Annotated in this window: 22 protein-coding genes, 4 tRNA genes and 1 pseudogene; 14 read left to right on the top strand and 13 right to left on the bottom strand. The window is 67.0% G+C overall.

Going from position 1 to position 22871, the window contains the following annotated elements:
• Positions 1–62: 62 nt before the first annotated feature.
• Positions 63–1082, bottom strand: coding sequence for an AraC family transcriptional regulator (locus ACZ5ZX_RS18505; protein WP_465503211.1), 1020 nt, complete (start codon positions 1080–1082; stop codon positions 63–65).
• A 118-nt stretch (positions 1083–1200) separates the two neighbouring features.
• On the opposite strand from ACZ5ZX_RS18505, the gene ACZ5ZX_RS18500 reads away from it, so the two are divergent.
• Genes ACZ5ZX_RS18500 through ACZ5ZX_RS18475 form a run of 6 tightly spaced genes read left to right on the top strand, consistent with a single transcriptional unit; the run spans position 1201 to position 7294 of the window.
• Positions 1201–2085 (top strand): MaoC/PaaZ C-terminal domain-containing protein, encoded by an 885-nt coding sequence (locus ACZ5ZX_RS18500; RefSeq protein ID WP_465503210.1) that lies wholly within the window; start codon positions 1201–1203, stop codon positions 2083–2085.
• A gap of 21 nt (positions 2086–2106) precedes the next feature.
• Entirely contained in the window at positions 2107–3306 is a 1200-nt protein-coding gene (locus ACZ5ZX_RS18495) for a lipid-transfer protein (protein WP_465503209.1), read from the top strand.
• A gap of 27 nt (positions 3307–3333) precedes the next feature.
• Positions 3334–3768: a type II toxin-antitoxin system Rv0910 family toxin gene (locus ACZ5ZX_RS18490; RefSeq protein ID WP_465503208.1), complete on the top strand. Its 435-nt coding sequence runs from the start codon at positions 3334–3336 to the stop codon at positions 3766–3768.
• Position 3769: 1 nt separating this feature from the next.
• Positions 3770–4654 carry an SDR family oxidoreductase gene (locus tag ACZ5ZX_RS18485; RefSeq protein WP_465503207.1) on the top strand — a complete coding sequence of 295 codons (885 nt, stop codon included), beginning with the start codon at positions 3770–3772 and terminating at the stop codon, positions 4652–4654.
• On the top strand, positions 4651–5490 hold the full coding sequence (locus tag ACZ5ZX_RS18480; protein WP_465503206.1) for an SDR family oxidoreductase: 840 nt from the start codon (positions 4651–4653) through the stop codon (positions 5488–5490). Before ACZ5ZX_RS18485 ends, ACZ5ZX_RS18480 begins: the two co-directional genes overlap by 4 nt.
• 40 nt (positions 5491–5530) lie before the next feature.
• Positions 5531–7294 carry an AMP-dependent synthetase/ligase gene (locus ACZ5ZX_RS18475; RefSeq protein ID WP_465503205.1) on the top strand — a complete coding sequence of 588 codons (1764 nt, stop codon included), beginning with the start codon at positions 5531–5533 and terminating at the stop codon, positions 7292–7294.
• Between the two features lie 75 nt (positions 7295–7369).
• On the opposite strand, the gene ACZ5ZX_RS18470 is transcribed toward ACZ5ZX_RS18475, so the two are convergent.
• Positions 7370–8302, bottom strand: a complete 933-nt coding sequence (locus ACZ5ZX_RS18470; RefSeq protein WP_465503204.1) for an esterase/lipase family protein — start codon at positions 8300–8302, stop codon at positions 7370–7372.
• 188 nt (positions 8303–8490) lie between these two features.
• On the opposite strand from ACZ5ZX_RS18470, the gene ACZ5ZX_RS18465 reads away from it, so the two are divergent.
• Positions 8491–9534, top strand: coding sequence for an AraC family transcriptional regulator (locus ACZ5ZX_RS18465; RefSeq protein WP_465503203.1), 1044 nt, complete (start codon positions 8491–8493; stop codon positions 9532–9534).
• Between the two features lie 168 nt (positions 9535–9702).
• On the opposite strand, the gene ACZ5ZX_RS18460 is transcribed toward ACZ5ZX_RS18465, so the two are convergent.
• Positions 9703–11193 carry a carboxylesterase/lipase family protein gene (locus ACZ5ZX_RS18460; protein ID WP_465503202.1) on the bottom strand — a complete coding sequence of 497 codons (1491 nt, stop codon included), beginning with the start codon at positions 11191–11193 and terminating at the stop codon, positions 9703–9705.
• A gap of 96 nt (positions 11194–11289) precedes the next feature.
• On the opposite strand from ACZ5ZX_RS18460, the gene ACZ5ZX_RS18455 reads away from it, so the two are divergent.
• Positions 11290–11889: a TetR/AcrR family transcriptional regulator gene (locus ACZ5ZX_RS18455; RefSeq protein ID WP_465503201.1), complete on the top strand. Its 600-nt coding sequence runs from the start codon at positions 11290–11292 to the stop codon at positions 11887–11889.
• A 689-nt stretch (positions 11890–12578) separates the two neighbouring features.
• Complete coding sequence (locus ACZ5ZX_RS18450) at positions 12579–12998, top strand: DUF4279 domain-containing protein (RefSeq protein ID WP_465503200.1); 420 nt, start codon at positions 12579–12581, stop codon at positions 12996–12998.
• A gap of 46 nt (positions 12999–13044) precedes the next feature.
• On the opposite strand, the gene ACZ5ZX_RS18445 is transcribed toward ACZ5ZX_RS18450, so the two are convergent.
• Both ACZ5ZX_RS18445 and ACZ5ZX_RS18440 read right to left on the bottom strand, forming a co-directional pair.
• Positions 13045–13725, bottom strand: coding sequence for a cysteine hydrolase family protein (locus tag ACZ5ZX_RS18445; protein WP_465503199.1), 681 nt, complete (start codon positions 13723–13725; stop codon positions 13045–13047).
• Positions 13726–14130: 405 nt separating this feature from the next.
• Positions 14131–14733, bottom strand: coding sequence for a VOC family protein (locus ACZ5ZX_RS18440; protein WP_465503198.1), 603 nt, complete (start codon positions 14731–14733; stop codon positions 14131–14133).
• 609 nt (positions 14734–15342) lie between these two features.
• Between ACZ5ZX_RS18440 and ACZ5ZX_RS18435 the strand changes: the two genes are divergently transcribed.
• On the top strand, positions 15343–15957 hold the full coding sequence (locus ACZ5ZX_RS18435; protein WP_465503197.1) for a hypothetical protein: 615 nt from the start codon (positions 15343–15345) through the stop codon (positions 15955–15957).
• A 266-nt stretch (positions 15958–16223) separates the two neighbouring features.
• Entirely contained in the window at positions 16224–16565 is a 342-nt protein-coding gene (locus ACZ5ZX_RS18430; protein ID WP_465503196.1) for a hypothetical protein, read from the top strand.
• Between the two features lie 28 nt (positions 16566–16593).
• Here ACZ5ZX_RS18430 and ACZ5ZX_RS18425 read toward each other — a convergent pair whose 3' ends face one another.
• Positions 16594–16842, bottom strand: coding sequence for a hypothetical protein (locus tag ACZ5ZX_RS18425; protein ID WP_465503195.1), 249 nt, complete (start codon positions 16840–16842; stop codon positions 16594–16596).
• A 736-nt stretch (positions 16843–17578) separates the two neighbouring features.
• Here ACZ5ZX_RS18425 and ACZ5ZX_RS18420 point away from each other — a divergent pair.
• The gene (locus ACZ5ZX_RS18420) at positions 17579–17815 is read left to right on the top strand and encodes an MDR/zinc-dependent alcohol dehydrogenase-like family protein (RefSeq protein WP_465503393.1); all 237 of its coding nucleotides are present in this window, start codon (positions 17579–17581) and stop codon (positions 17813–17815) included.
• A gap of 33 nt (positions 17816–17848) precedes the next feature.
• Here the strand turns inward: ACZ5ZX_RS18420 and ACZ5ZX_RS18415 are convergent, their stop codons facing one another.
• From ACZ5ZX_RS18415 to ACZ5ZX_RS18385, 7 genes and pseudogenes are all read right to left on the bottom strand, one after another.
• Positions 17849–18196, bottom strand: a complete 348-nt coding sequence (locus ACZ5ZX_RS18415; RefSeq protein ID WP_465503194.1) for a hypothetical protein — start codon at positions 18194–18196, stop codon at positions 17849–17851.
• A gap of 398 nt (positions 18197–18594) precedes the next feature.
• Positions 18595–18813, bottom strand: a complete 219-nt coding sequence (locus ACZ5ZX_RS18410) for a hypothetical protein (protein ID WP_465503392.1) — start codon at positions 18811–18813, stop codon at positions 18595–18597.
• A 12-nt stretch (positions 18814–18825) separates the two neighbouring features.
• A pseudogene (locus tag ACZ5ZX_RS18405) lies at positions 18826–18891 on the bottom strand (hypothetical protein); the annotation flags it as partial.
• A 204-nt stretch (positions 18892–19095) separates the two neighbouring features.
• Positions 19096–19170 (bottom strand) — tRNA-Val (locus tag ACZ5ZX_RS18400).
• A gap of 1 nt (position 19171) precedes the next feature.
• Positions 19172–19242 (bottom strand) — tRNA-Cys (locus ACZ5ZX_RS18395).
• A gap of 25 nt (positions 19243–19267) precedes the next feature.
• Positions 19268–19340, bottom strand: a tRNA-Gly gene (locus ACZ5ZX_RS18390).
• 136 nt (positions 19341–19476) lie between these two features.
• Positions 19477–19902, bottom strand: a complete 426-nt coding sequence (locus ACZ5ZX_RS18385; RefSeq protein WP_037307077.1) for an SsgA family sporulation/cell division regulator — start codon at positions 19900–19902, stop codon at positions 19477–19479.
• Between the two features lie 400 nt (positions 19903–20302).
• Between ACZ5ZX_RS18385 and ACZ5ZX_RS18380 the strand changes: the two genes are divergently transcribed.
• A tRNA-Val gene (locus tag ACZ5ZX_RS18380) sits at positions 20303–20374 on the top strand.
• Between the two features lie 893 nt (positions 20375–21267).
• Positions 21268–22794 (top strand): sugar transferase, encoded by a 1527-nt coding sequence (locus ACZ5ZX_RS18375; protein ID WP_465503193.1) that lies wholly within the window; start codon positions 21268–21270, stop codon positions 22792–22794.
• Positions 22795–22871 lie beyond the last annotated feature (77 nt).

Below are 22871 nucleotides of genomic sequence, written 5' to 3'. Positions count from 1 at the left end.
ACGGTAGGAGCGGGTGGATGGGCATCCCATGGCCGTGCCGACCAGATGATTGGCCGAAACGCTCAGGTGTTCTGGTGTTGGTATGCGCCGGGCGGGCTGCCGGTCCAGCGCCGGAAGGCCCGGGAGAAGGTGCTGGGCTCGGAGAACCCGAGCCGTCGTGAGAGGGCCTGCACCGTCTCCTGCCCGCGGACCAGGCCGGCGATGGCGGCGTCGCGCAGGACCTCCTCGCGGATCTCCCGCGCGGAAGTTCCCTCCTCGCGGAGTCGTCGGCGCAGCGTCTGCGGGCTCATCGCCAGCTCGGTGGCGATCTCCTCGACGCGGGCCGGCTCACCGCCGAGGTCGCGGGCCATCCGCGCGCGGACCTGCTCGGTGAGCGTGGTGCTGCATCCGGCATCGGTGAGGATGCGGGTCGCCGAGTCACGCAGGTACTCGTCGAGCTCGTCGGAGCCGCGCATGATCGGCGCCGCGAGCCATTTGGCGTCGAAAACCAGGCCCGGTCGCACCGCGCCGAACATCGCAGGCGCGCCGAAAATCAGGTCGTAGTCGTCGATATCCGGCTGCCGTCGGTAGGGCACCTCGACGCGGTGCAGCGGCAGGCGCTCACCGATCGCCCAGCCGATGAACCGGTGGGCGATCGCGAGCATGGTGTCGATCAGCAGCGGAATGGGATCTTCGACGGCCCGGATGTCGCAGGTGAACCTTGCCAGGTCACCGTCGACCGTCACCACCAGCGGCGGGAACCCCGGGACCGCCCGACGGAACGCCTGGCCTCGCCGCAGCATCCCGCCGAGATCCGGTGCGGTGATCATGGTGTGCCCGAGCAGGTGCCCGGCGCCGCGCGGCACCGGCGCGAGCCCGAAGCCGAGCAGATCGTCGTCGGTGGCGCGCCACAGCCCCTTGATCACGGAGCCCAGCTGCGCGGCGGTGACTCGGGAGCGGCCCTCGGCGAGCAGGTCTGGCGAGATCCCGGCGGCGGCAAGCAGGGCGTTGACATCCCAGCCGCGCCGCATGGCCAGCGCGACGATCTGTTGTACGCGCTGAATCGGGACGGTATGGCCGGTCGTCACCGACACGTCGTGCATGGAATGGAGGTTAGTCCCCGGTCCGCGGCTTCAGCGACCGCAGACGTGAGCGGTTCGGCCAAGAGCGCGAGTGATTCGGCCATCGTCAGGCGACCGGTGCGGTTCATACCTTCACTGCATGTCCGATGAAGCGCAGGAGGTCACCGTGGCCGACAACGAGGGTTACCACCTCGACCGCCTCGACGTGTGGGGTGAGGAGCAGGAGTTCGTGGTCGAGGCCGAGCGCACCATCGCGTATGCGAAGGCCACCAACGACCCCATCGCTCAGCACCTGGACGGCACCTACGCGCCGCCGGTGTTCGCGATCGTGCCGGCGATGGTCATGATGGCCGACGCCACCATGTCCGTGGTGCCCGACGAGCTGATGCTGCGCATCCTGCACGGCGAGCAGGACTTCCGGCTGCACCGGCCGATCGTGCCGGGCGAGACGCTGGTGGTGCGGGCCAAGCCGGTCGGCATCCAGGGCAAGGAATCCGGCGTCGTGGTCACCACGCTGATCGAGACCCGCAGCAGCACCCACGGCGACCTGGTGAACGAGCAGTACTTCATCGGCTTCTTCCGCGGTGGCGAGTTCGAGGGCAGCGTCGGCGTCCCCGCGCCGGAGCACGCCTTCCCCGCCGAACTGCGCGAGCGCGAGCCGGACTTCGTCGCGGAGCAGCGGTTCGACGAGGACCAGACCTTCCGCTACGCCGAGCCGGCCGGTGACCCGATGCCGATCCACACCGACGACGAGTTCGCCCGGCAGATGGGCCTGCCCGGGATCATCATCCACGGCCTGTGCACCATCGCGTTCATCTCGCACGCGCTGATCACCGAGATCAGCCCGGACGACCCGACGCGGCTCAAGCGGCTCGCGGTGCGGCTGACCAAGCCGGGCCTGCCGAAGGAAACCATCACCACCAGCGTGTGGTCGGCAGGCGACGGCGCCTACGCGTTCGAGACGGCCGGTGACGAGAACCCCGGCAAGTTCCTGATCACCGACGGCCGCGCCGAGTTCGCGTAAACCAGCAGAGGAGCGTTTCTCATGAGCAACAAGGTTTTCGTGGTCGGCGTCGGCATGACGAAGTTCGAGAAGCCGGGTCGCCGGGAGGGCTGGGACTATCCGGCCATGGCCAAAGAGGCCGGCACCAAGGCTCTCGAGGACGCCGGTATCGACTACGCCAAGGTCCAGGAGGCCGCGGCGGGCTACTGCTACGGCGACTCCACCAGCGGTCAGCGCGCCGTCTACGAGCTGGGCCTGACCGGCATCCCGATCGTCAACGTGAACAACAACTGCTCCACCGGTTCCACCGCGCTGTACCTCGCGGCCCGGGGCGTGCGCAGCGGCGAAGCCGACTGCGCGCTGGCCATCGGCTTCGAGAAGATGCAGTCCGGCTCGCTGGAATCCGGCTGGTCCGACCGGGAACAGCCGCTGATGCGCCATCTCGAGGCGCTGGCCCAGTTGCGCGAGTTCGCGATGCCGGTGGCGCCGTGGATGTTCGGCGCGGCGGGTGCGGAGCACATGGACGTCTACGGCTCCACCCCCGAGCACTATGCCAAGATCGCCGAGAAGAACCACCGGCACTCGGCCGACAACCCGTACGCGCAGTTCCAGGACGTGTACACGCTGGACGAGATCCGCAGCGCGAAGATGGTGTACGAGCCGCTGGGCATGACCCGGCTGATGTGCTCGCCCACCTCGGACGGCTCGGCCGCGGCCGTGCTGGCCAGTGAGCGGTTCGTCGAGGAGCACGGGCTGGGCGACCGCGCGGTCGAGATCGTCGGGCAGGCCGTGGTCACCGACCTGCCCTCGACGTTCGAGGCCAAGACGGCCCGTGCCCTCGTCGGCGTCGACATGACCGCCGCCGCCGCCGAGAAGGTGTACGCCCAGGCCGGGATCGGCGCTGAAGACATCGACGTGATCGAGCTGCACGACTGCTTCGCCCCCAACGAGCTGCTCACCTACGAGGCGCTCGGCCTCGCACCGGTGGGCGAGGGGCACAAGCTCGTCGACAACGGCGACACCACCTACGGCGGCCGCTGGGTCGTCAACCCATCTGGCGGGCTGATCTCCAAGGGACACCCGCTCGGTGCCACCGGCCTGGCCCAGTGCGCCGAAATGACCTGGCAGCTCCGCGGCGAGGCCGAGGGCCGTCAGGTCGAGGGCGCGCGGATCGCGCTCGCGCACAACATCGGCCTCGGCGGGGCGTCGTTCGTCACCGCCTACCGGCCCGCCAACCGCTGAAAACCACGACACCAAGGAGAAATGAACATGGCCGAGGCACACGTTTCGAAGGAGTTCGGCGTCTCGCAGGAAAAGCTGTGGGCGGTCATCTCCGACCCGAAGCGCTTCGAGGAGTGGCTGACGGTGCACACCAAGTGGAAGGAAGAGCCGCCCACCGAGCTGGCCAAGGGTGCCACGATGGCCGAGGTCCTGACCATCATGGGCATGGCCAACACGATCACCTTCACCGTCGAAGAGTTCGACGCGCCGAACACCACCCGCTTCTCCGGCAACGGCATGGCCGGCGCGAAGATCACCTTCACCCTCTCCGTCGAGGCCAACGGCGCGGACGCCTCCGTGGCCAAGATCGACGCGGAGTTCATCAGCCAGATGATGGTCGGCGCGATCGGTGGCGCCATCGAGCGGGCCACCACCAAGGAGCTCACCGCCTCGCTGGACAACCTCGGGAAGCTGGTGGCCTGACATGGGCATGCTGGATGGACGGGTCGCCGTCATCACCGGAGCGGGCCGCGGCATCGGCCGCGAGCATGCCCTGCTGTTCGCCAAGGAGGGTGCCGCGGTCGTGGTCAACGACCTCGGCGGCGGCAACGACGGCAGCGGTTCGGACGCCGGTCCGGCCCAGGAGGTGGCCGACGAGATCGTCGCCGCCGGTGGCCGGGCCGCGGCCAACACCGGCAACGTCGCCACCTGGGACGGCGCGAAGGCGCTCATCGACCAGGCGGTCGCGGAGTTCGGCGGGCTGGACGTCGTGGTGAACAACGCGGGCATCCTGCGCGACGCGTTCGTCGCCGGGATGGACGAGACCCAGTGGGACTCGGTCATCGCTGTCCACCTGAAGGGCCACTTCGCCGTGCTGCACCACGCGTCGGCGTACTGGAAGGAGCAGACCAAGGCGGGCAAGCCGGTCTCCGCATCGGTGATCAACACCGCTTCGGCGTCGGGCACCTTCATGCCCAACGCGGGCCAGGCCAACTATGGCGCGGCCAAGGCAGGCATCGCGGCCCTCACCGAGGTCGCGGCACTGGAGCTGGAGCGCTACGGGGTGCGGGTCAACGCCATCGCGCCGGTCGCGCGTACCCGGCTCACCCTGGCCACCCCGGGTATGGGCGCGATCTTCGCCGAAGAGGTGCCCGAGGGCGAGTTCGACGCCTTCTCCCCGGCCAACATCGCCCCGATCGTGGCGTACCTGGCCGGCGCGGACTGCCCGCTCACCGGCAAGGTGCTGGCCGTGCAGGGGGGCGCGATCTCGCTGCTGCAGGGCTGGACGTCCAAGGACCTGGTGGAGACCGACGGTCCGTGGGAGCTGGAGAAGCTGCCAGGGCTGTTCGACCAGTGGGCGTCGGCGTGAGCAGGGACAAGACCGCGACGGTCCGCGGCAAGGTCGTCGTCGTCACCGGCGGTGCACGCGGTATCGGTCTCGCGACCGCTACGGCGCTGCACCGCCTCGGTGCCCGCGTCGCCATCGGTGACGTCAACGAGAACGCCGCGAAGGCAGCGGGCGAGCAGACCGGGTTCGAGGTCGCCGGGAAGCTGGACGTCACCGGACGGGAGTCGTTCGAGGCGTTCCTCCGCGACGTCGAGAACCGCATCGGACCGGTCGACGTGCTGATCAACAACGCCGGAATCATGCCGGTCGGCTTGGTGGCCGAAGAGTCCGACGAGGTGACCAGGCGCATCCTGGACATCAACGTCTACGGCGTGATCCTCGGGACCAAGCTCGCACTCGAGCGCATGCTCCCTCGGCGCAGCGGGCATGTCATCAACATCGCGTCCCTGGCCGGTGAGACGTACGCACCCGGGGTGGCCACCTACTGCGGCAGCAAGTACGCCGTCATCGGGTTCACCGACGCGGTCCGGGTCGAGAACCGCGGCAACGGCGTCGACTTCTCCCTGGTGCTGCCCTCGTTCGTCAACACCGAGCTCACCGCGGGCACCAAGGGGATCTCCGGGTTCCGGGCGGCCGAGCCGGCGGAGATCGCCGCGGCCATCGTCCGGCTGATCGGCAAGCCGCGTGCGGTCGTGCGGGTGACCTGGCAGACCGGGGCGCTGCTCGGGTCGCAGAAGTTCCTGCCCCGCCGTGTCTCGGAGGCCGCCGCGCGGCTGCTCGGCGGCGACCACCTGTTCACCGACGACGTCGACCCCGAGCAGCGCCGGGCCTACGAGGAGCGCGCTCGCGGCAACTGACGTCCCGCTCCCCACCCTCATTCACCAAAGGAGCCCCGCGATGCCTCGTGCGGTATCAACCCCCCGAACCCTGTGTGAGGCATTCCAGACGGTCGCGGCGCTGGACCCGGACGCGGTCGCTCTGCGCGATCTCGGCGGCGATGTGGCGATCACCTGGCGGCAGTATCGGGACCGGGTGCGCTCCATCGCCGCCGGGCTGGCGGGCCTGGGTATCGGCCGGGGCGACACCGTCGCGTTGATGCTGACCAACCGGCCCGAGTTCCACCTGTGTGACACCGCCACGCTGCATTTGGGCGCGACGCCGTTCTCGGTCTACAACACGAATCCGGCGCAGGCGCTGGCCTACCAGTTCGACAACGCCGACAACCGCGTCGTGATCTGCGAGCGGCAGTTCCTGCCCGTCATCCGCGAGGCCGTCCAGCAGGGCGGCAAGGTCGAACACGTCGTGTGTGTCGACGGGGACACGTTGTCGCTGGAGCAACTGGAAGCCGCGCCGGCCCCGGAGTTCGACTTCGAGGCGGCCTGGCGTGCGGTCCAGCCGCACGACCTGCTCACCCTCGTCTACACCTCCGGGACCACCGGACCGCCCAAGGGCGTCGAACTCACCCACGCAAACTTCCTTGAGAACGCACGGATCCTCGTCGACTTCGGCGTCCGCGATCAACCCCACCGGATGATCTCCTACCTGCCGGACGCGCACGCGGCCAACCGCTGGTTCAGCCATTACGCCCAGTTGCTGTACGGCGGGCAGATCACCACCGTCGCCGACCCCAAGAGGGTGCTGGACGCACTCACTCAGGTCCGGCCCACCTACTTCCTCGGCGTGCCGCGCGTCTGGGTCAAGATCAAGTCCGGACTGCAAACCGCCCTCGCCCAGCAGGACCCGGTCAAGCGCAGGCTCGCCGAATGGGCGATCGGCACCGGACGGGCCCGTGCACGGGCCCAGTCCGACGCCCGCGAGCAGCATCCGCTGGCCCGGCTGCGGTACGCGGTGGCCGACCGGCTGGTACTGGCGCGGGTCCGGCAGCGACTCGGCCTGGACCAGATCGTCGCCGCGGTCAGCGGTGCCGCGCCCATCCCGCGCGAGGTGCACGAGTTCATCCTCGGCCTCGGCATCCCGCTGTCCGAGGGCTGGGGAATGTCCGAATGCACCGCGGCGGTCACGGTGAACCCGCTGCACCGCATCAAAATCGGCACCGTCGGCCTTCCGGTGCCCGGCGCTCGGATCACCCTGGCCGACGACGGCGAGGTTCTCGCGCGCGGCCCGATGGTCATGCGCGGTTACCGCAAGGACCCGGCCAGGACCGCCGAGGCCATCGACGCCGACGGCTGGCTGCACACCGGCGACGTCGGCGAGTTCGATTCCGACGGCTATCTGAGGATCGTCGACCGCAAGAAAGAGCTCATCATCAACGCGGCGGGCAAGAACATGTCACCGACGAACATCGAGAACGCCGTTCTCGCGAACTGCCCGCTGGTGAGCACGGTCGCGGTCATCGGCGAACAGCGCCCGTACAACACGATGCTGATCTGTCTCGATCCCGACGCCGCGTCGATCTTTGCCGACCGGCATGAACTGCCGGCCGACCTCGCGACGCTGGCCGAGAGCCCGCGGCTGGTGGCGGCCGTTCAAGCCGGGGTGGACGCCGCCAACGCCACCCTGTCCCGGGTCGAGCAGATCAAGAAGTTCACCGTCCTGCCCGAGGTCTGGCAACCGGGCAGCGCACTCCTGACCCCGACCGGCAAGCTCAAGCGCGCGCCGATCGCCACCCACTACGCCCAGACGATCGAGGCCATGTACTGACCCGGACCCACAGCACCCGACCATGATCGGCCGCTCAGCACGAATGCCGCGTGCGCTCCGGACCTGAAAATGTTGTCAGGCTGTCGCGTAGCCGCGTAGTGCGGGTTCGGCGAATACGAAGGGGGCCGCGAGCAGGTCGTCGATGATCGTCCGCACCACGGGCAGGAGCCGGGACAGGGCGTCGGAGTCGATGCCGTCGAAGAACAGTCGCGAGCAGCTTGTCGAGCCGGCGCGGTCAAGGCTGGCCGGACCCGCGTGTGTGAGGGCGTCGTCGACCAATGCGAAGCCGGCGGCGTCGGCAACCTCACCGAGATGTCCGACGATGCGGCCCGGGCAGAGATCCTGGATCAACAGGTTGGTGGCGCCAGGCAGCTTGGTGCTGGCGGGTGCGGGCTGGACGAGTTCGTCGGTGATGGATCCGATCGAGGTAACCGATGGTCCTGGGGCGATCGGCGCACGGGTGACCGCGGCCGACCAAGCGGAGCCGACCCTGCCCTGCCAGGCGACGGGCGGGCATACGCCGAACACACAGATGAGTTTGTTGAGCACCTGTGAGCCCTGGTAGGGCGAGCCGAGCGAGATCGCGTCATCGACGGCGCCGGACAGGTCCGGCCAGAACCGCAGTGCCCAGGCGTTGAGCAGCCCACCCTGGCTGTGCCCGATGATCGAGATCTTGCGGCCGCTGGTGGCGTGCATGTACCGGATCGCGTTGACCACGTACTCCACGGTGATCTGCATGTCCTGTACGCCGCCGCCGGGCAGCGTCACCGTGCACACCGGGTGTCCCTGGCTGCGCAACACTTTCTGATAGCCCCAGCTGTAGACCTGCCGGGGTGTCTCGAATGTGCCGGGCGTCAGCAGGATGGGTGTCTTGTTCGCATCGGCCAGATCGTCCGAGCACGACAGCGCCGCTTGGAGGATCGTCTGCGGCGTCCGCAACGCAGGCCCTTGGTAACTCTCCGCCTCCACCGTGGCGGCGTCCGCAGTCGCCGGCAATACGGTCAGCATCACCAATATTCCTGCGAGACAACAAACTAGGCGTCGAACCGATCCAGTCACTAGCGCCTCCTTGCGCATTTGAGTCACCGGCCACGGTGAAGTCGTGCAGACGAACCTAAGAAAAGCCCCCGCGGTTGCCCAGGTGAGTTACGGCCGGAATCTTGTGAGTTCCGGACACGGTCCGTACGGTGCGCCCCATGGGGCAGTGGGACATTCCTCGGTCGGCGGTCGCCGCGCGGCAACTGATCGCGACCGGCGTGGCCGGAGGACTCAGCGTGCGGGACTGTCTCGCCGATGCCGGACTGGACGACGGTCCGCCGGACCGAGACGGCGAGATCTCGGCCTGGCAGGAGCTGGCGATCGCGCGCAATGTGGCGATGGAGCTCGGCGATCGACCGCAGCTCGGCCTGCGTAGCGGGCTCGCGTTGCACGCCACCGCGTACGGAGTCGCCGGACTGGCCATGCTCAGCTGCCCGACGCTGCGCGCGGCCTTCGACTTCGCCCAGCGCTACGCCGCGTTGACCTACGTGTTCAGCCGAGTCAGTACCGAACGCTCCGACGGCAGCACCATGATCTTTTTCGACGGCAGCGCCATACCGGCGGACGCGCGCAGATTCCTGGTCGAGCGCGATGTCGGCACTGCCACCACGGTGGCCAATGACCTGACCGGCAGACGGATTGCGGCTGACCGGGTCGAGTTCGCCTTCCCCGCACCCACCGGCAGGCCGCGGCTGCGCGGATGGGGTTTCCCGGCTGTCTACGACGCACGGGAGACCCGGCTGGTGATCGCCGATGCGGTGCTCGACCGGCCGCTGCCGCAGGCGAGCGCTGACATGCTGTGGCTCGCCGAACGCGACTGCCAGGCGTTGATCGCCCAGCGGCGCAGCCGGAACACGGTTTCCGGTCAAGTACTCGACCGGCTGCGCAGCGCCAGCGGAATACTGGGCCTCGAACAGGTCGCCCAAGCGCTGCTCACCACGAGCCGGACACTGCGCAGGCGATTGGCGGCGGAAGACACGTCGTTTCGGGAACTGTCCGATCAGGTCCGGGCTTCGGTCGCCGCTGAACTGCTCGCCACGGGCCTGCTGAGTGTCGAACAGGTCGCCAAGCGCCTGGGATACGCCGACACCTCGGCCTTCACACATGCGTTCCGCCGCTGGACCGGGATGACGCCACGGGTGTACCGAACGGTCCTCCGCGGCCGCGGTGATGCGGTCATCGGCGACCGCGTGCCCCGCTAACCGGTAGCGCGCGGTGATCATCGGTTTCAGGCGGGCGGTCCTCCATCGTCTCGCAACTCGGCCGTCGGCCACTTCAGAATGCCGAAGCCGGGCCGATTCGACTTGCCGAAATCAGCCAGGCGTCGGTGTCCGGCGGAGACGTCGCAGTCGTTGGAGCCGCCCGGACGATTACGGGAAATCGAAGGGGGCGGGGAAGTGGCCTTCCCAGATCTGGCGGGATGCCTGTTCGGGGTAGGGCAGAGTTTTCGACTCGATGTCCAGGACGCGGGTGAGATGCCCGCCGGGGCGGTGGGCGGACCAGCCCGCGTCGCCGGTGGTGACGAAACGGATCCATGCCTCCTGGAATTCGCGGGAGAGCGCGATGGCCTCGGGAGTGGGGTTCTCGCCGATGAGCTGGGTGCCGACGGGGCTGTCCAGGGTGCCGAACGCCAGGGGGACGTCGAGACTGTGGCAGGCGCCCAGGATGCCGCCGAGGGCCGGGGCAGCCCAGCACAGTTCGAACAGGTACGAGGTGCCGCCGGCCACGGTGTTCGCCTCGGCCAGCTTCTGTGAGGGCATGCGGAAGAGGGCGTCGGAGTAGACCGTCTCCACCAGTTCCTCCGGGCCTGCCTGCGGGAAGGCGGCACGGTAGGCCCGCGTGCCGTCCGGCTGCGGGGCATGCAATTCCAGGGCTGCGTTGGCGTCCTGCTCGGTGAAGGTGCCGTACCGTCCGCTTACGACGCTGAAGTACCGGAATTCGTCCCGGGTGTGGCCGACGAGCAGTTCGATCCCGCTCACACGCGTGCCGGTCAGCGCGGGCCAGGGTGTTTCCGGGAGGACCTCGCCGTCGACGACGGGGCACAGCGCGGTGCCGGTCTCCGTGAGGCGTCCCCAGTTCTCCCGGTGCGTGTGGAGGCCGGCGTTGAACGAGGTGAGCTCGGCGGCCAGGCGCCATGGGTCGATGTCGCGCAGGGCCTCGGCGGTGGGGGCCGCCGCGCCGAGCCGGTGCGCGAACGTCGCGGTGACCTGCCGTGCCAGTGCGGGGGTGCTGTGCAGCCCCGGCACCGAATGGGCGATGGCCCGCCGGAACAGCCCGCGCGCGGACTTCATCGTCAGCAGCGCGGCGACCGATCCCGCCCCGGCGGACACCCCGCCCACGGTGACCCGGCCGGGGTCGCCTCCGAAGGCGGCGATGTTGCGCTGCACCCACTCCAGCGCCGCGATCTGGTCGAGGAATCCGCGGTTGGGCGGCACGTCGTCGAGGAACGCGAATCCCTCCACGCCCACGCGGCAGTTGATGGTCACCACGACGACTCCCGCCTCGGCCAGCGCTGCCGGGTCGTACATCGGATCGCTCGACGCCGCCGAAAGGTAGCCACCCACGGGGATCCACACCAACACCGGCAGTCCCGCCGCGCCGGGATCCGGAGTGCCGACGTTGAGTGTCAGCCAGTCGGTGCCCTGCGGGGGCACGTCGATCGGCAGGGACAGCGGCACCACGGGGCCGAACTCGACCGCCTGCCTCGTCCCTTCCCAACGGTGCGGCGGTGCGGGCGCGGCGAAGCGGAGCGCTCCGACCGGGGGCTGGGCGTAGGGGATGCCGCGGAACACCGCGTGCCCCTGCCGCCAGAGCCCCTGCACCACGCCTTCCGTGGTTCGTACCTTTGGCTGTTCGGACAAGGACGATTCCCTCCCTCGACTGCCGTCAGGATTATGGGTCAGGTGTATTATGTCAACTGTATTGGAACAGACCCGGGTATCAGGGAGGAGCCGGCGATGCCGAAGCAGGTGGATCACCGGGGCCGCCGCGAAGCGATCGCCCGCGCACTGTGGCGGGTGGTTGAGCAGCGCGGCGTCACTCAGCTGACGATGCGCGTGGTGGCGCAGGAGGCGGGCATGTCACTCGGGCAGCTGCAGCACTACTTCGCTTCCCGGACCGACATGCTCACCTTCGCCATGGATTTCGCGTCCCAGCAGACCTCGGTGCGCGTACAGCAGGGACTCGAAAAGCTCGGTGACCGTCCGCACCCCCGTGACGTACTGCGACTGACGATCGCGGAAATGCTCCCTTTGCATGCCGACGCCCGCGCGACCAGCCGGATGAGCACCGCCTACGTCCTGGAGGCGCTGCACGACGAGGCCGTGCACGAGCAGGCCCGCCGCGGCCTCAGCCAAGGGCGGGCCCTCGTCGAGCAGCTGGTCCGCCAGGCGATCGCCGACGGGCACATCGACTCCGGCCGCGATCCGGCGACCGAGACCAACCTGCTCCTCGCCCTCACCGGCTTCACCCCCCTGATCGAACTCGGCGTGATCGAGCCCCAGGACGCACTCGCCGCGATCGACGTGCACCTGGACCGGCTGTTCAGGAGTACGTGACCCGGTCGCCTACTTCTTGATGCGCCATTCCAAATGAAGAGGAGCGGGAGTTTGCTTGACTTCCTTCATGGGGAACTTCGGGGCACCGTTCGGCAGGACCTCAAGCGGCGGGATACTGATCAGGACCACGCCGACGAGCCCAAGGCGACTGGCCGCGAAGACGCGGGCAACGCCCCGCCACCGCGGGCGGCATCACCTACCTCAACCTCGACGACGAAACCGGCAGGCTGAACATTGTTGTGACACAACGTCTCTGGGGCCGAGAACACAAGATCGTGCGCAGCTCACCCCGGTTACGCCGTCTACCAAGGCGCTGATGGGCTTCGTGTCGACCTGTTGGACGCAGTCGAGCGGCAGGTCCGTGACGCGACAGGGGTCTTGCGTGACGTCGCCGGGACTGGTCCGACGGCAGCCACGCCAGAAAGCTGGCGAAGGAACTGCTGGCGCTGATGGACGCGGGCAGCTGGTCGGATGTGGTGGCTACCGGTTGACGAGAGCGAGTGCCGGCAGCCCCGGCTCGAAACGTTCTTCTGCCGCCCGTCGCGCGTGTGTCAGTGGCGTGACTCCTTGCAGGACCACCACGCGCCCTGGTGCCGGCAGTGACGAAAACGTCGCGACCGCGTGGGAACCGTCCGCTCATGCCGCGAGGAGGTGCTCGGCCCGCGGGTATATGCCTCGCGGTGCGGCGTGTGCTGCGCGATGATGCGCCGGTGCGGACAGGTGCGACGTTTCGGCTCTCAGGTGATCATGGCGGTAGCGCTTCGTCCGTGACTCGACTACTTGGTCTGGAGCCATCCCATGCGTTCGAGGTCGGTGATCGAGTAGGGCGCCGTTCTGGAGCCATCCGTCGGGTGTCGCTGTGGCTGCTGTCGTCGGATTTGCCGCCGGGTGGCGAACTTGCCGATCATCTTCACTGGCTTCTCGACCGGCTCGAGCCAAAGGCTGACACGCTGTGGCAGTTGACGAATCAGGGGTATATGGCCGACTGGTTCTGCTTGGCGGCGTCGGATGCGACAGAACACGCGATCGAGCTCGACCGAAGGCTTCTTCGACGACTGCTGACAGTGCCAGGTGATCTACTCCTGGACGTGATGGGCGATGACGCCTGACCGCATCGTCTGCTCATGCCGCAGTGCGGGCTGTTGAAGAACGCGCTCACGCGGTGGCGGTGGTCTCCGCCCAGTAGGCCGGATCGCGGCCGTAGTTCGGAGTGGTGAACGCACGATCCCAGGCCGCATCGGGCGCGAGGATCTCCCGCCACGGGGCAACCTCGGTATAGAGGACGCGCAGGGAGTTGAGCGCGCCCTCGTGCAAAGCGGGGCCGTCGGTTGACACTGCGTCACTGGGCACGGCGACCTCGAAGTTGCGGGCCAGCGCGGCTCGGGCCGTGGCTTCGACGCACACGTTCGTCTGCAAGCCCGCAACAACGAGTCGCTGGACGCCGAGGTTGTGAAGCAGCGGATCAAGTTCGGTGTAGTCGAAGAAGCTGGCCCGGGTCTTGTCCAGTACGACGTCATCCCGCTGAGGCGCGACAGCGTCCATGATTTGCCGCTTCCACTCCTGCTCGGCCGCTCCCACCTCTGGAATGAGGTGGGAGCGGTGAGCCGACAACCGAGCCATACGGGGACTTACTCCGAGTGTCCCGGCAGCACCGATGGTCGACCGGGAGTAGATCACCTGCAGCCCCTGGGCCCGGGCCGCTGCCAGCAGATCTACGCACGCCGTGACCGTCTCCTCCAACCGCCAGATCGGCGGCCAGCCCAACGCGTCCCGGACGCCATCGTCTGCGACGTACGAGTTCTGCATGTCAATCATCAACAGCGCAGTAGATCCCATCGCTCAACTCTCCTTAAAGTGGACAGTCCTGCCGCTGATCGTCTTCACGCTCTGGCGCGGTGGCAGGAACCGTCAAAGCCGCATCGAAACCACAGCTTGTTCCTGCCATAGTGAAGCCACTGCAGCTTCCCGCGACCCTCGCCGTCGTGGAAGAGTCGCCGGATCAGGTTTTGTACTCGACCACGTCGCGAAGCCGTCTCCCAGGTCGTACAAGCTGCTTTCCTCGTGCTGGGTCGGGGTCCGGCGATGGCGTCCGGTACTCCGGGCGTGTAAGCGGTCGTAGGTGCCGCGATCCACGGCGAGGAGACATCGGATCCGATCCTGGTCGGCGACATATGAGCCCTACAGCCAGATCACTGTCGGCGACCCGCTTTCATCATGCAGACAATCCGGAAGCAGCCCCCGTCAGCGCACCACGATCTCACCTCGGGCGGTGGCGATCCCCACGGCCACAAGGCGTGGCTGACCGCCAACCAGGCGCAGCGGCACATCGACCTCGCCCACCCACTGCCGCACATCGGACGCATCGCCGCCGACCTCCAGATACGTCACCCTGCCAGGCGCACAGTCATGCGCTGCCTCCGTATAAGCGCGTTGCCATCCCGCTATGCGACCGGCGCGGGCGACGTCGTATTCGATGAAGAACGGCCGACTCTGTTCAACCTCGCCAAGCGAACGCCACCGCCCGATGTCTCCGCCGCCGCTCAGCGGCTCGACCTCCAAACCTGCCGCACGGGCATCGAGATCGTCCGGCTCAACCGCCCAGGTGAACAGGCGATCTCCTGCCGCGGTGACGGCCGCCAAACGCGCCGCAGCCTCACTCGCACCGGCATCCGTGGCGGTGACGAGTTCCAGATACACCGGCGGGGCGAGAGGAACCACCGCGTTGGCGACACCCGGAACCGGTGATCCGCCAGGCACCGTCCCCAGACCCCACTTGCGACGAAACCGGTCCGCCGCCTCCTCGAGATCGCGCACTCCCAAAAGAACATGATCAAGAAAGTTCATCCCGAGGACAGTAGCCAGCCGGCCCAGGACGTCACCACGCGCGCAGTGGGCGACGTCACACAGGTTGGCCGAAATCCGGCATCCCCCGATCGAGATAGGCACAAAAATGCCCTCGCGCGGCACACCTGTTGGTGAACATCTGCTCATGCCGCGACGAGGACCTTCGGGCATGCGGCTGGACCAGTCCGCACCACCGCGTCGCAGCGGCCTGGCAGGCTGACCCTGCCGAGGAAATGCCCCCGCCGCCTTGATGCTCCGTCCCGATCGTGCGCATTCTGTGTGGCGGGACCCGGCGTGTTAGAGAGAACCGGCTTCTGAATTCGCGTGTGAGAGGATTGACCTTTGACAGTTTCGCAGTAATGGACCTGTTATTGGGCCCTTCTGGCTAATGGTGAGATCGCCATCTTGGTCACTCGCATGGCGGGTTTCGAGCGACTGGAATGTTTCTCCTGTCAAGTCGATCAGGCAGGGGGAGAAGTCGCGCCGACCTGGCAAAGGTTCCGCATTTCCTGCTGCGGTTTCTCATGTAGGCGCGTAGCGGCACCGCTGGGGCTTCGGTAATACTCGCTGCTTGTAGTTCATTCCCGACGGTTCATGAATGGGGACACAGTGAAATATCATTACTCAGGTCGTTCGCTGGCGCTTCGTGCGACGGTGGCCGCGGCCGCGGCCGTGGCGGCGATGGCGGGGATCACTGGAACGAGTGGAGCCGCAACGTCGACCGGAGGGGCGGATGCCCCGCCGGTCGACAAGGTTGTGGAAGTGGTCATGAACGTTGTCGGATACAATCCGGACGTGGCGACGGCGAACGGTTACGAGGTTCGGACCAGACCCGACGGCACCCAGTACTCGGTGAAAAGAGGAACCCCGGCCGAAGTGATTCCCATGGACGTCGTTCCGGGGAACTGTGGGCGTTCCTGGATGTGGCTCGATGGTGTCGGCGGCAGGTCTGTGCGCATCAACACCGGTTTCCATGTCCGGGATGCGGTATCCACCTTCTCTTGGACCGCGACGTTGTCCGACACCGGCGGAACGACCAAACATGACTTTCCTGGCTTTTATGACGCGGATGGTTATGTGGATCTCAATAGAATCGTTGGTGGCCTTTCGGTTGGTTACGCGAGGGCGACGATCTACGGTTTCCCGTTCCAGAATTTCGCAGTTCTTGTCGATGGAACGGTTTGTTATTCCGGCGGCCCATCGGACGACGCCTACATCACGTGAGTGCTCTACGCTGAACCCGGCGAGAGGTGACTGTCATGGAACAGCAAGACGGAGCGGAGATTCCTGGAGGACGGATGCCGCGTCCCGTGGACAGGCTGGCCCGGTTTCCGCGGCCGGTCGCGATCGTTCATGGTGACGGCTCGCTGGGACCGGTAGCGTCCTTGGACGGTGATGCCGTCAATGACGAGCCATGGGCCATCGAGGCGACGTATCAGAAGTCGGGCAGGCCGTGTCTTGTGATTCGGACGGTGCGCTCGTCACGGGACATGAATCCTCGTGGGCTGCCGGTCGAGGACGCGAGCATTCAGATGGTCAACTTCCTTGCCCGAGCTGACCGTCCGCTGGGACACGGGCTGACCACGCCGTCGAGGGCGTCGTCGAGGGCGGGGTTCGATCAGGTTCGTGCCGCCGTGAACGGGGCCGCTGTTCAGGAGGTCGAGGTGGCGATCGATGGTGAGGGGGTGCGTGGCACCCGGATGGACGCGCTGGACGCCGCGGTCGTCGAACTGGCCTGGCACGGTCAGACTGTGTTCGTCACCGGCCGGCCGGACGCTCTGCAGACCCTCGCGCTCCGCGCCGCGACCCCGGCCGACGTCGCTCACCTCTAGAACTCGCCGGGCCTGAAGTTGCTGGGGCTCAGTCCGAATCGGGGAAGGTGGCCCCGCGCTCGCCGCTCAGCCGGTGGAGCGCGGAGCCATCTGATCCGCAGAGCGTTGACGACAGGCGCGCCGCAGCGTCGCCGTGAACGACGATCGCCGCGTTCTGATCAGCGAGCCCCCCTGCTTCGGCGACGATCGTCACGTCGAGGCCGCGATAGGCCGCTTCGACCACGACGGTGCCAGCACCGAAGGCGATGTCCGCGCCACCGTCGACGAACGTGTGCAAACCGGTGTGTGGGTCGGGCGCGGGGACCGTGGTGACGGCGGGGCAATCGTCGGCGGTCCACTGGCAGCCGCCACTCGCGCTGCTCGAGGGTCTCCGCCTTCCCGGACACGTGGATGTTCCCACGCTGCGCCGCCTATCCGCGAGGACGACAGCGCGCTCAGCACCGCGGCGCGGCAGCTGTGGGTTGTCTCTCGACATCGTTCGTCACCTTCTCGAACAACATCCCGTACCGCCGCGCCCTGTCACGAAGTCTCGAACACGAGCCACAGGGCTGATCCGTGTCGCCGTCCGCAAGGCGCTCCCCGCGAACGCCTCATTGAGTTCCCCGTCGAGGAATCCTGCAGGGCGGTAAGGGGCCGGGGCCTGCCGCTCTCGGCGGTGAGAGCTGAGGGCTGATTCGTTCGACGTTGACGACGATGGCGGTCAGCACGTGCTGACGTGGGCTTTGTCCTCGCTGCGGTAGTGGCACTGGTGCACGCCGTGGCAGTGGGTGAACTACTTGATGGCGTTGGCAACTCCAAAGAAACTGGAGTTCAGGCGCCCGCCGAAGGTCTCGCTTCCATTCGCTCGCGGCGAGGAAATGACACGGTTCTGAGACTATTGAGGGGTGAGGCGAACATGGCGTGCCCCGGCTCGGGGCCGGGCTGACTGACGGAAGCCGGGCCGCGCCCCAATGTCCACAAGGGACACTTTTTGAAGAAGGCTGCTGTCCGCCTTGGGTGGTTTGCGCGGTTTTGTGCCCGTCGGCGCCGGTGCCGTCAATCGTGAACTCGTGCTCGAGAACGATGCCTTTCTCGGCTCGGTGAACGCCAACCTGCGACATTGCCGCCAGGTCGCCGAAGCACTCGCCAAAGCCGATACCCACTGGCTCGAGCGGTTGATCACCCGCCGGGTCGGCTTGGCCCGTGCCGCGGACGCCTGCCGCGGCAAGGAGGACGACGTCAAGGTAGTCGTGGACCTCACCGCCGCCTGAACAAGGAAAGACCGTTCCCGGACGATCGTGAGGTCATAGTCGGTCCGTGTCAGGCTTGGGGTATTGGTCGTATCCGACGCAGGAAGGTATGGACACAGTACGTCGGCTGGCCTCGTCGTCCGCCGTCGCGGAATTTGTCAAGGTGAGTGAGACCAGTGGATGCCAGGCGGCTTTCGTTTCGGATTCGTGGTCGGTGTCGTCGGCGGGTCGGTTGTTCCAGGCGGTGTCGGAGAGATCGAGCACCTTCGGTGTCGTGGTGATGCCACCGAACCGGTGCGGGTTGGCGTCTTCACGCACCAGCTCATCGATCACCGACGATGCGGACGAGCCGCCCGCCGCACCGTCATCACCAGCAGCAGGAACAGGGACTACGTTCAGCATCGGGTCGTACCTTCCCAGCCCATCCACAGGTTTCAAGCATTGCGCCCTCAAGTCCCGGCAGGACACTGACCTGACCACACGAATCCCCGGAGATCGTGGACGCCGCAGAACAGCTCGGTGACATTGTCGACGCGCTTGCTGGCGAACCAGTCGTGCTCTGTCCAGAGGCCGCTGATGACCGCTCGATGGCCTCGCGGTGAAGCTGGGATTCACCGAGGTGGATCGGTTCGAGTACTACACCGCCGGGCAGTGGTTCGGCGTTCGGTACCCGGCCATGCCATCCCAGTGAACTCCAGTGTTGTCGGTGAGCTCATGAAGAATGATGGTCACGGAGCACAAGATCGGGCGGCAGCCAACACCGTGGTGCCTGCCGTCCCCGCCTTGGAAGCCAGCGGATTTCATCTGTCACAGGGAGGGAAACTACGTCGTTGCTGTTTCGGGGCAGGGAGGTTTGTCGCGGCGGATCCGGTGACTCTGCTCGGACCAGTGAAACTCGTCGAAGTTCGTGGCTGGTCCTGGCCGGCGGTTGCCAGGAGACGTCCGTCCGGACTGAACGCCACGCTTTCGACGATGCTGGCATGGTTGAGAGGCTGGCCGGACTGTCGGCGGCTCGTCACATCCCACAGCCGAGCGGTCTTGTCGCTGCTCGCGGTGGCCAGCATGCGGCCACCGGGGCTGAACGCCACCTGGTGGACGTCTCGGTGATGCCGTCCAAAACCCCGTCATTCGACGAGACCGCGTCATCGGGCCCACGTCGAGCGGGCGCACGAAGCTGGGGGAGTGGCACTCGCACCTGCACGCCACTTTTCGTGACAGGCACTTAGAGAGGCAATCGCCACTAAACGACTGAAGCCCCACCCCTCCGAAGAGGAGCAGGGCTTCAGACCTGCCAAAACAGATGGTGCGCGATACTGGGATTGAACCAGTGACCTCTTCCGTGTCAGGGAAGCGCTCTCCCGCTGAGCTAATCGCGCGAGGTGGAGACGGGATTCGAACCCGTGTACACGGCTTTGCAGGCCGTTGCCTCGCCTCTCGGCCACTCCACCGTGTCAGGCCCGAGAGGGCCTTCCGAGCGGATGACGGGATTCGAACCCGCGACCCTCACCTTGGCAAGGTGATGCGCTACCAGCTGCGCTACATCCGCACATCCTCGGTCGGGCTGGGAGGTCAGATCCTCGCGGTTCTGCTCCTCACCCCGTCGCCGTGGTGTGTGTAAACACTATCCGACCCCGAAAACGGCCCTGCAACCGGGGTGCCACTTGCTGTTCGCAAGCTCGTCATCAGGCCATATCGTTCGGGATGAGGTGAGTCAGGGCGTCGTCGACGTCGACCCACAGGTGCTCGTTGCCGGGCAGTACGACGTCGTAGGTCCGGTCGAGGAAGTCGGCCAGCTCCTGAGCGGACGCCTCGAACATGGCGTGCCCGGACGGCGAGTTCAGTTCGATGAGGACGGACTCGGGGTCTTCGACGGAGGGGCGGATGCGTACGTCGCCGTCGCCCGCGTCGGCCAGGAGGCCGTCGGCGAGGAGATCCCGCGCGTAGACCCACTCGACCCAGCCGGCCCGGCCGGTGCGGAAGGCGGCGACGACCGCATAGGGGTCGCGTGTGTCGTATCGCAGTTCCACCTTCACCGGGACCGCGGGGGTCCGCGGCGCCAGGAGGTCGAACACCGCCGTCGAGCGGAGCGTCACGTGATCGTTGCGCATCGTCCTACCCTTCGTCTCCTTCCCGGCTCGGTCGAACCGAGTGGCGATGATGTGACGCGTCGGCCGACTGATCGGAACGCGGTTTTGCCGCAGATCACCCGGACGGGGTCATCGGACCCCGGGTCCATGCTCCGTCACCCCATCATCACCCGCGCGACGCGCAGCCCTACATGCGCCCTGCAGGCAGTCCACATGTACATACTGCGCGGTTTAGTCGTCACGCGATAGCACCGTCGCACGAATGTCGAATCGCGTCGCGGGCGGCCCCCTGCCTCCACAGCCCCGGCTAGCTCGCGGTTGTTCGCTCCGTATTTGCTGGTGAGCGGAGTGTGGTCGGAGCGAACCACCCGTTTGCAGGCCCCCTAAAGTCGTGGGGTAGAGTCTGCCGGACACCGCGAGCGGGCGATTAGCTCAGCGGGAGAGCGCTTCGTTCACACCGAAGAGGTCACTGGTTCGATCCCAGTATCGCCCACCGGATGAAGGCCCTGGACCACTCGGTCCGGGGCCTTGTTCATTCTCGGACAGTGTCGGCGCAGAGCCGTCCGGACGCATTCGATCCCCAGGTCGGACGCGGGTTATCCGGGGACGGTACTTCTGCCGTGGCGGGGCGGGGCGGTAGCACGGCCGGATTCACCCGACGCGACGGCGATGACCGAAGGCCGTCGCGTTCGAAGATCGGCCGCCCGGGCGGTCCGGCCGGTGTGGACATTTGACATAAGTCTTGCGTCGCGCGGTGAATGGGTGGCAAGAGTCCGTCGTCGACACGACATTGTGATCCTCCGCACTGTGCACCCCTTCGGCAGGTTCAGACCACCGTGGAAGTGATACGGGGCACGGAGGAGCGGCTCACCCGCACGGCTCCGGTGCCGGCGTCCCCGTGATGCTGACGTGATGTGACGAAACCTCACTCCGGTGACGGATTGACAAGGTAGGTCGACGTCCGGTGGACGCACCGCGGGCGAGGTGGTCCTCGGCGGCCGCGGGATCCATAGTGGACCGGCCCGTGATCGATTCCCCTGCACCGTCCACTGTGGAGTTTTCCGGGCCATTCGGCCGTTCGGGCGCGCGGTGGTCCAAGTGGCCGCGAGAACCGGAAATTTGTGACTACTTTGCGTAGTTGTTGGGCGGATACGGTTTATTACGCATCGTCATCACCTTGTTATCATCGCGGCATTCATTTGCCGGAAGCCCGCGCAGGATGTGGCTGGAAATCCTTGTAACGATGGCCGGAGAGTGGCCGATACCTTGGCGTGTGTCGCCCCATCGGCCGCTGAAGGATCTTGAGAATCGATCACTCTTCGAAATCGCTCTCATTGACTCAGCGTGTTGATCCGGCGTTCGGGAATTCCCACTCCGGGAGGTCTGATGGAAGAGTCGGTGCGGTCGTCGTCCACCGTCAACGGGACGCCGCAGCACATCGACCTCCAGTCGATCCCGCTTCCCCCGCAACGGGGTGCGGGCAGTGCCGCCGAGGTCGACAACACTTCGGCGCGGCCGCCGTACGCGGCCTGGGAATCGCGCTATCGCGCGTGGGTCATCGGTAGTGACGTTTTCACCGCCTTCGTGCTCATCGTGATGAGCGCCTTCTTGATCGATCGCTCCGATCCGCACGACATGCACGCGCTCGGTACCGCCGCCGCCTTCCTGTTCGGACTGTCGGTTTGCCGGGCCTGGAGTCCGCGCGTGCTCGGCGAAGGCGCCGAGGAGTACCGGACGCTCGGACGAGGCCTGATAACCACCGCGGTGCTCGTCGCACTGGGCGGCCTGCTCTTCGGCGCGCTCGCCGTGCAGCCGTGGGTCTTCATCGTCGTCCCGATGATCTCGATCATCATGTTCCTGCAGCGGTACGCCTTGAGACAGGTGCTGCATCGGCGCAGGCGGCTCGGTGAATGCCTGCTGCCGGTGCTCGCGGCCGGAAGCCCCGACACGGTCGCCGACCTCATCGCCCGCACCAAGGCCGATCCTCATGTCGGCTGGCGGGTCGAAGCCGTCTGCACCTACTCCGGTGGCGGCGCGGAACGGGGGAGTGGCGAGGTGGAGGGTGTCCCGGTCGTCGGGAAGCTCGACGAACTGGCGGGCCACGTCCGCCGCGGCGGCTACCGCGTGGTCGCCGTGACCGCGGACCAGCACTGGAACCCCAAACGCCTGCAGCGGCTCGCCTGGGACCTCGAAGGTACCTCCGCGGAGATGGTGGTCGCCCCGATGCTGATGGAGGTGGCAGGTCCCCGGCTGAACGTCTCCGGTGTACTCGGCATGCCGCTCCTGCGGGTCAGCGCGCCGAGTTTCACCGGTGGGCGCCGCCTGGTCAAGGAGGTGCTCGACAGGTTCGGCTCGACCCTGCTCCTCACCCTCGTTTCCCCGCTGCTGCTGGCGATCGCGGTCGCGATCAAACTCGACGACCGCGGCCCGGTCATCTATCGCCAGCGCCGCGTCGGCCGCGACGGCCACACCTTCACCATGCTGAAGTTCCGCACGATGGTCACCGACGCCGACAAGCTCAAGCAGGACCTCCAGGCGGACAACGAAGGCGCGGGTCCGCTGTTCAAGATGCGCAAGGATCCCCGGGTGACCCGGGTCGGCGCCCTGCTCCGGCGGTATTCGCTCGACGAACTGCCGCAGCTGCTCAACGTCGTGAGCGGACGCATGTCCCTCGTCGGCCCCCGTCCGCCGTTGCCGGAGGAGACCGCGAAGTACGCCCCCGACGCGCGGCGGCGTCTGCTGGTGAAGCCGGGGCTGACCGGGCTCTGGCAGGTCAGCGGCCGCAGCGACCTCAGCTGGGCCGAAAGCATCCGTCTCGACCTGCGTTACGTCGAAGACTGGTCCCTCGCCCTCGACCTGGTGATCCTGTGGAAGACCTTCCGTGCCGTCGTGCAGGGGAGGGGAGCCTACTGACGCCTTCCTGTGACTGGACCCACACGCAGCGATAGTTGAACGAGAAATAGTTCAGCGCTCAACTAGGTTGGGAGGGG

Source organism: Amycolatopsis sp. NPDC033938 (assembly GCF_055575975.1).
Note: the sequence above shows the minus strand (reverse complement) of the source record. Positions and strands in the feature narration are given on the sequence as shown.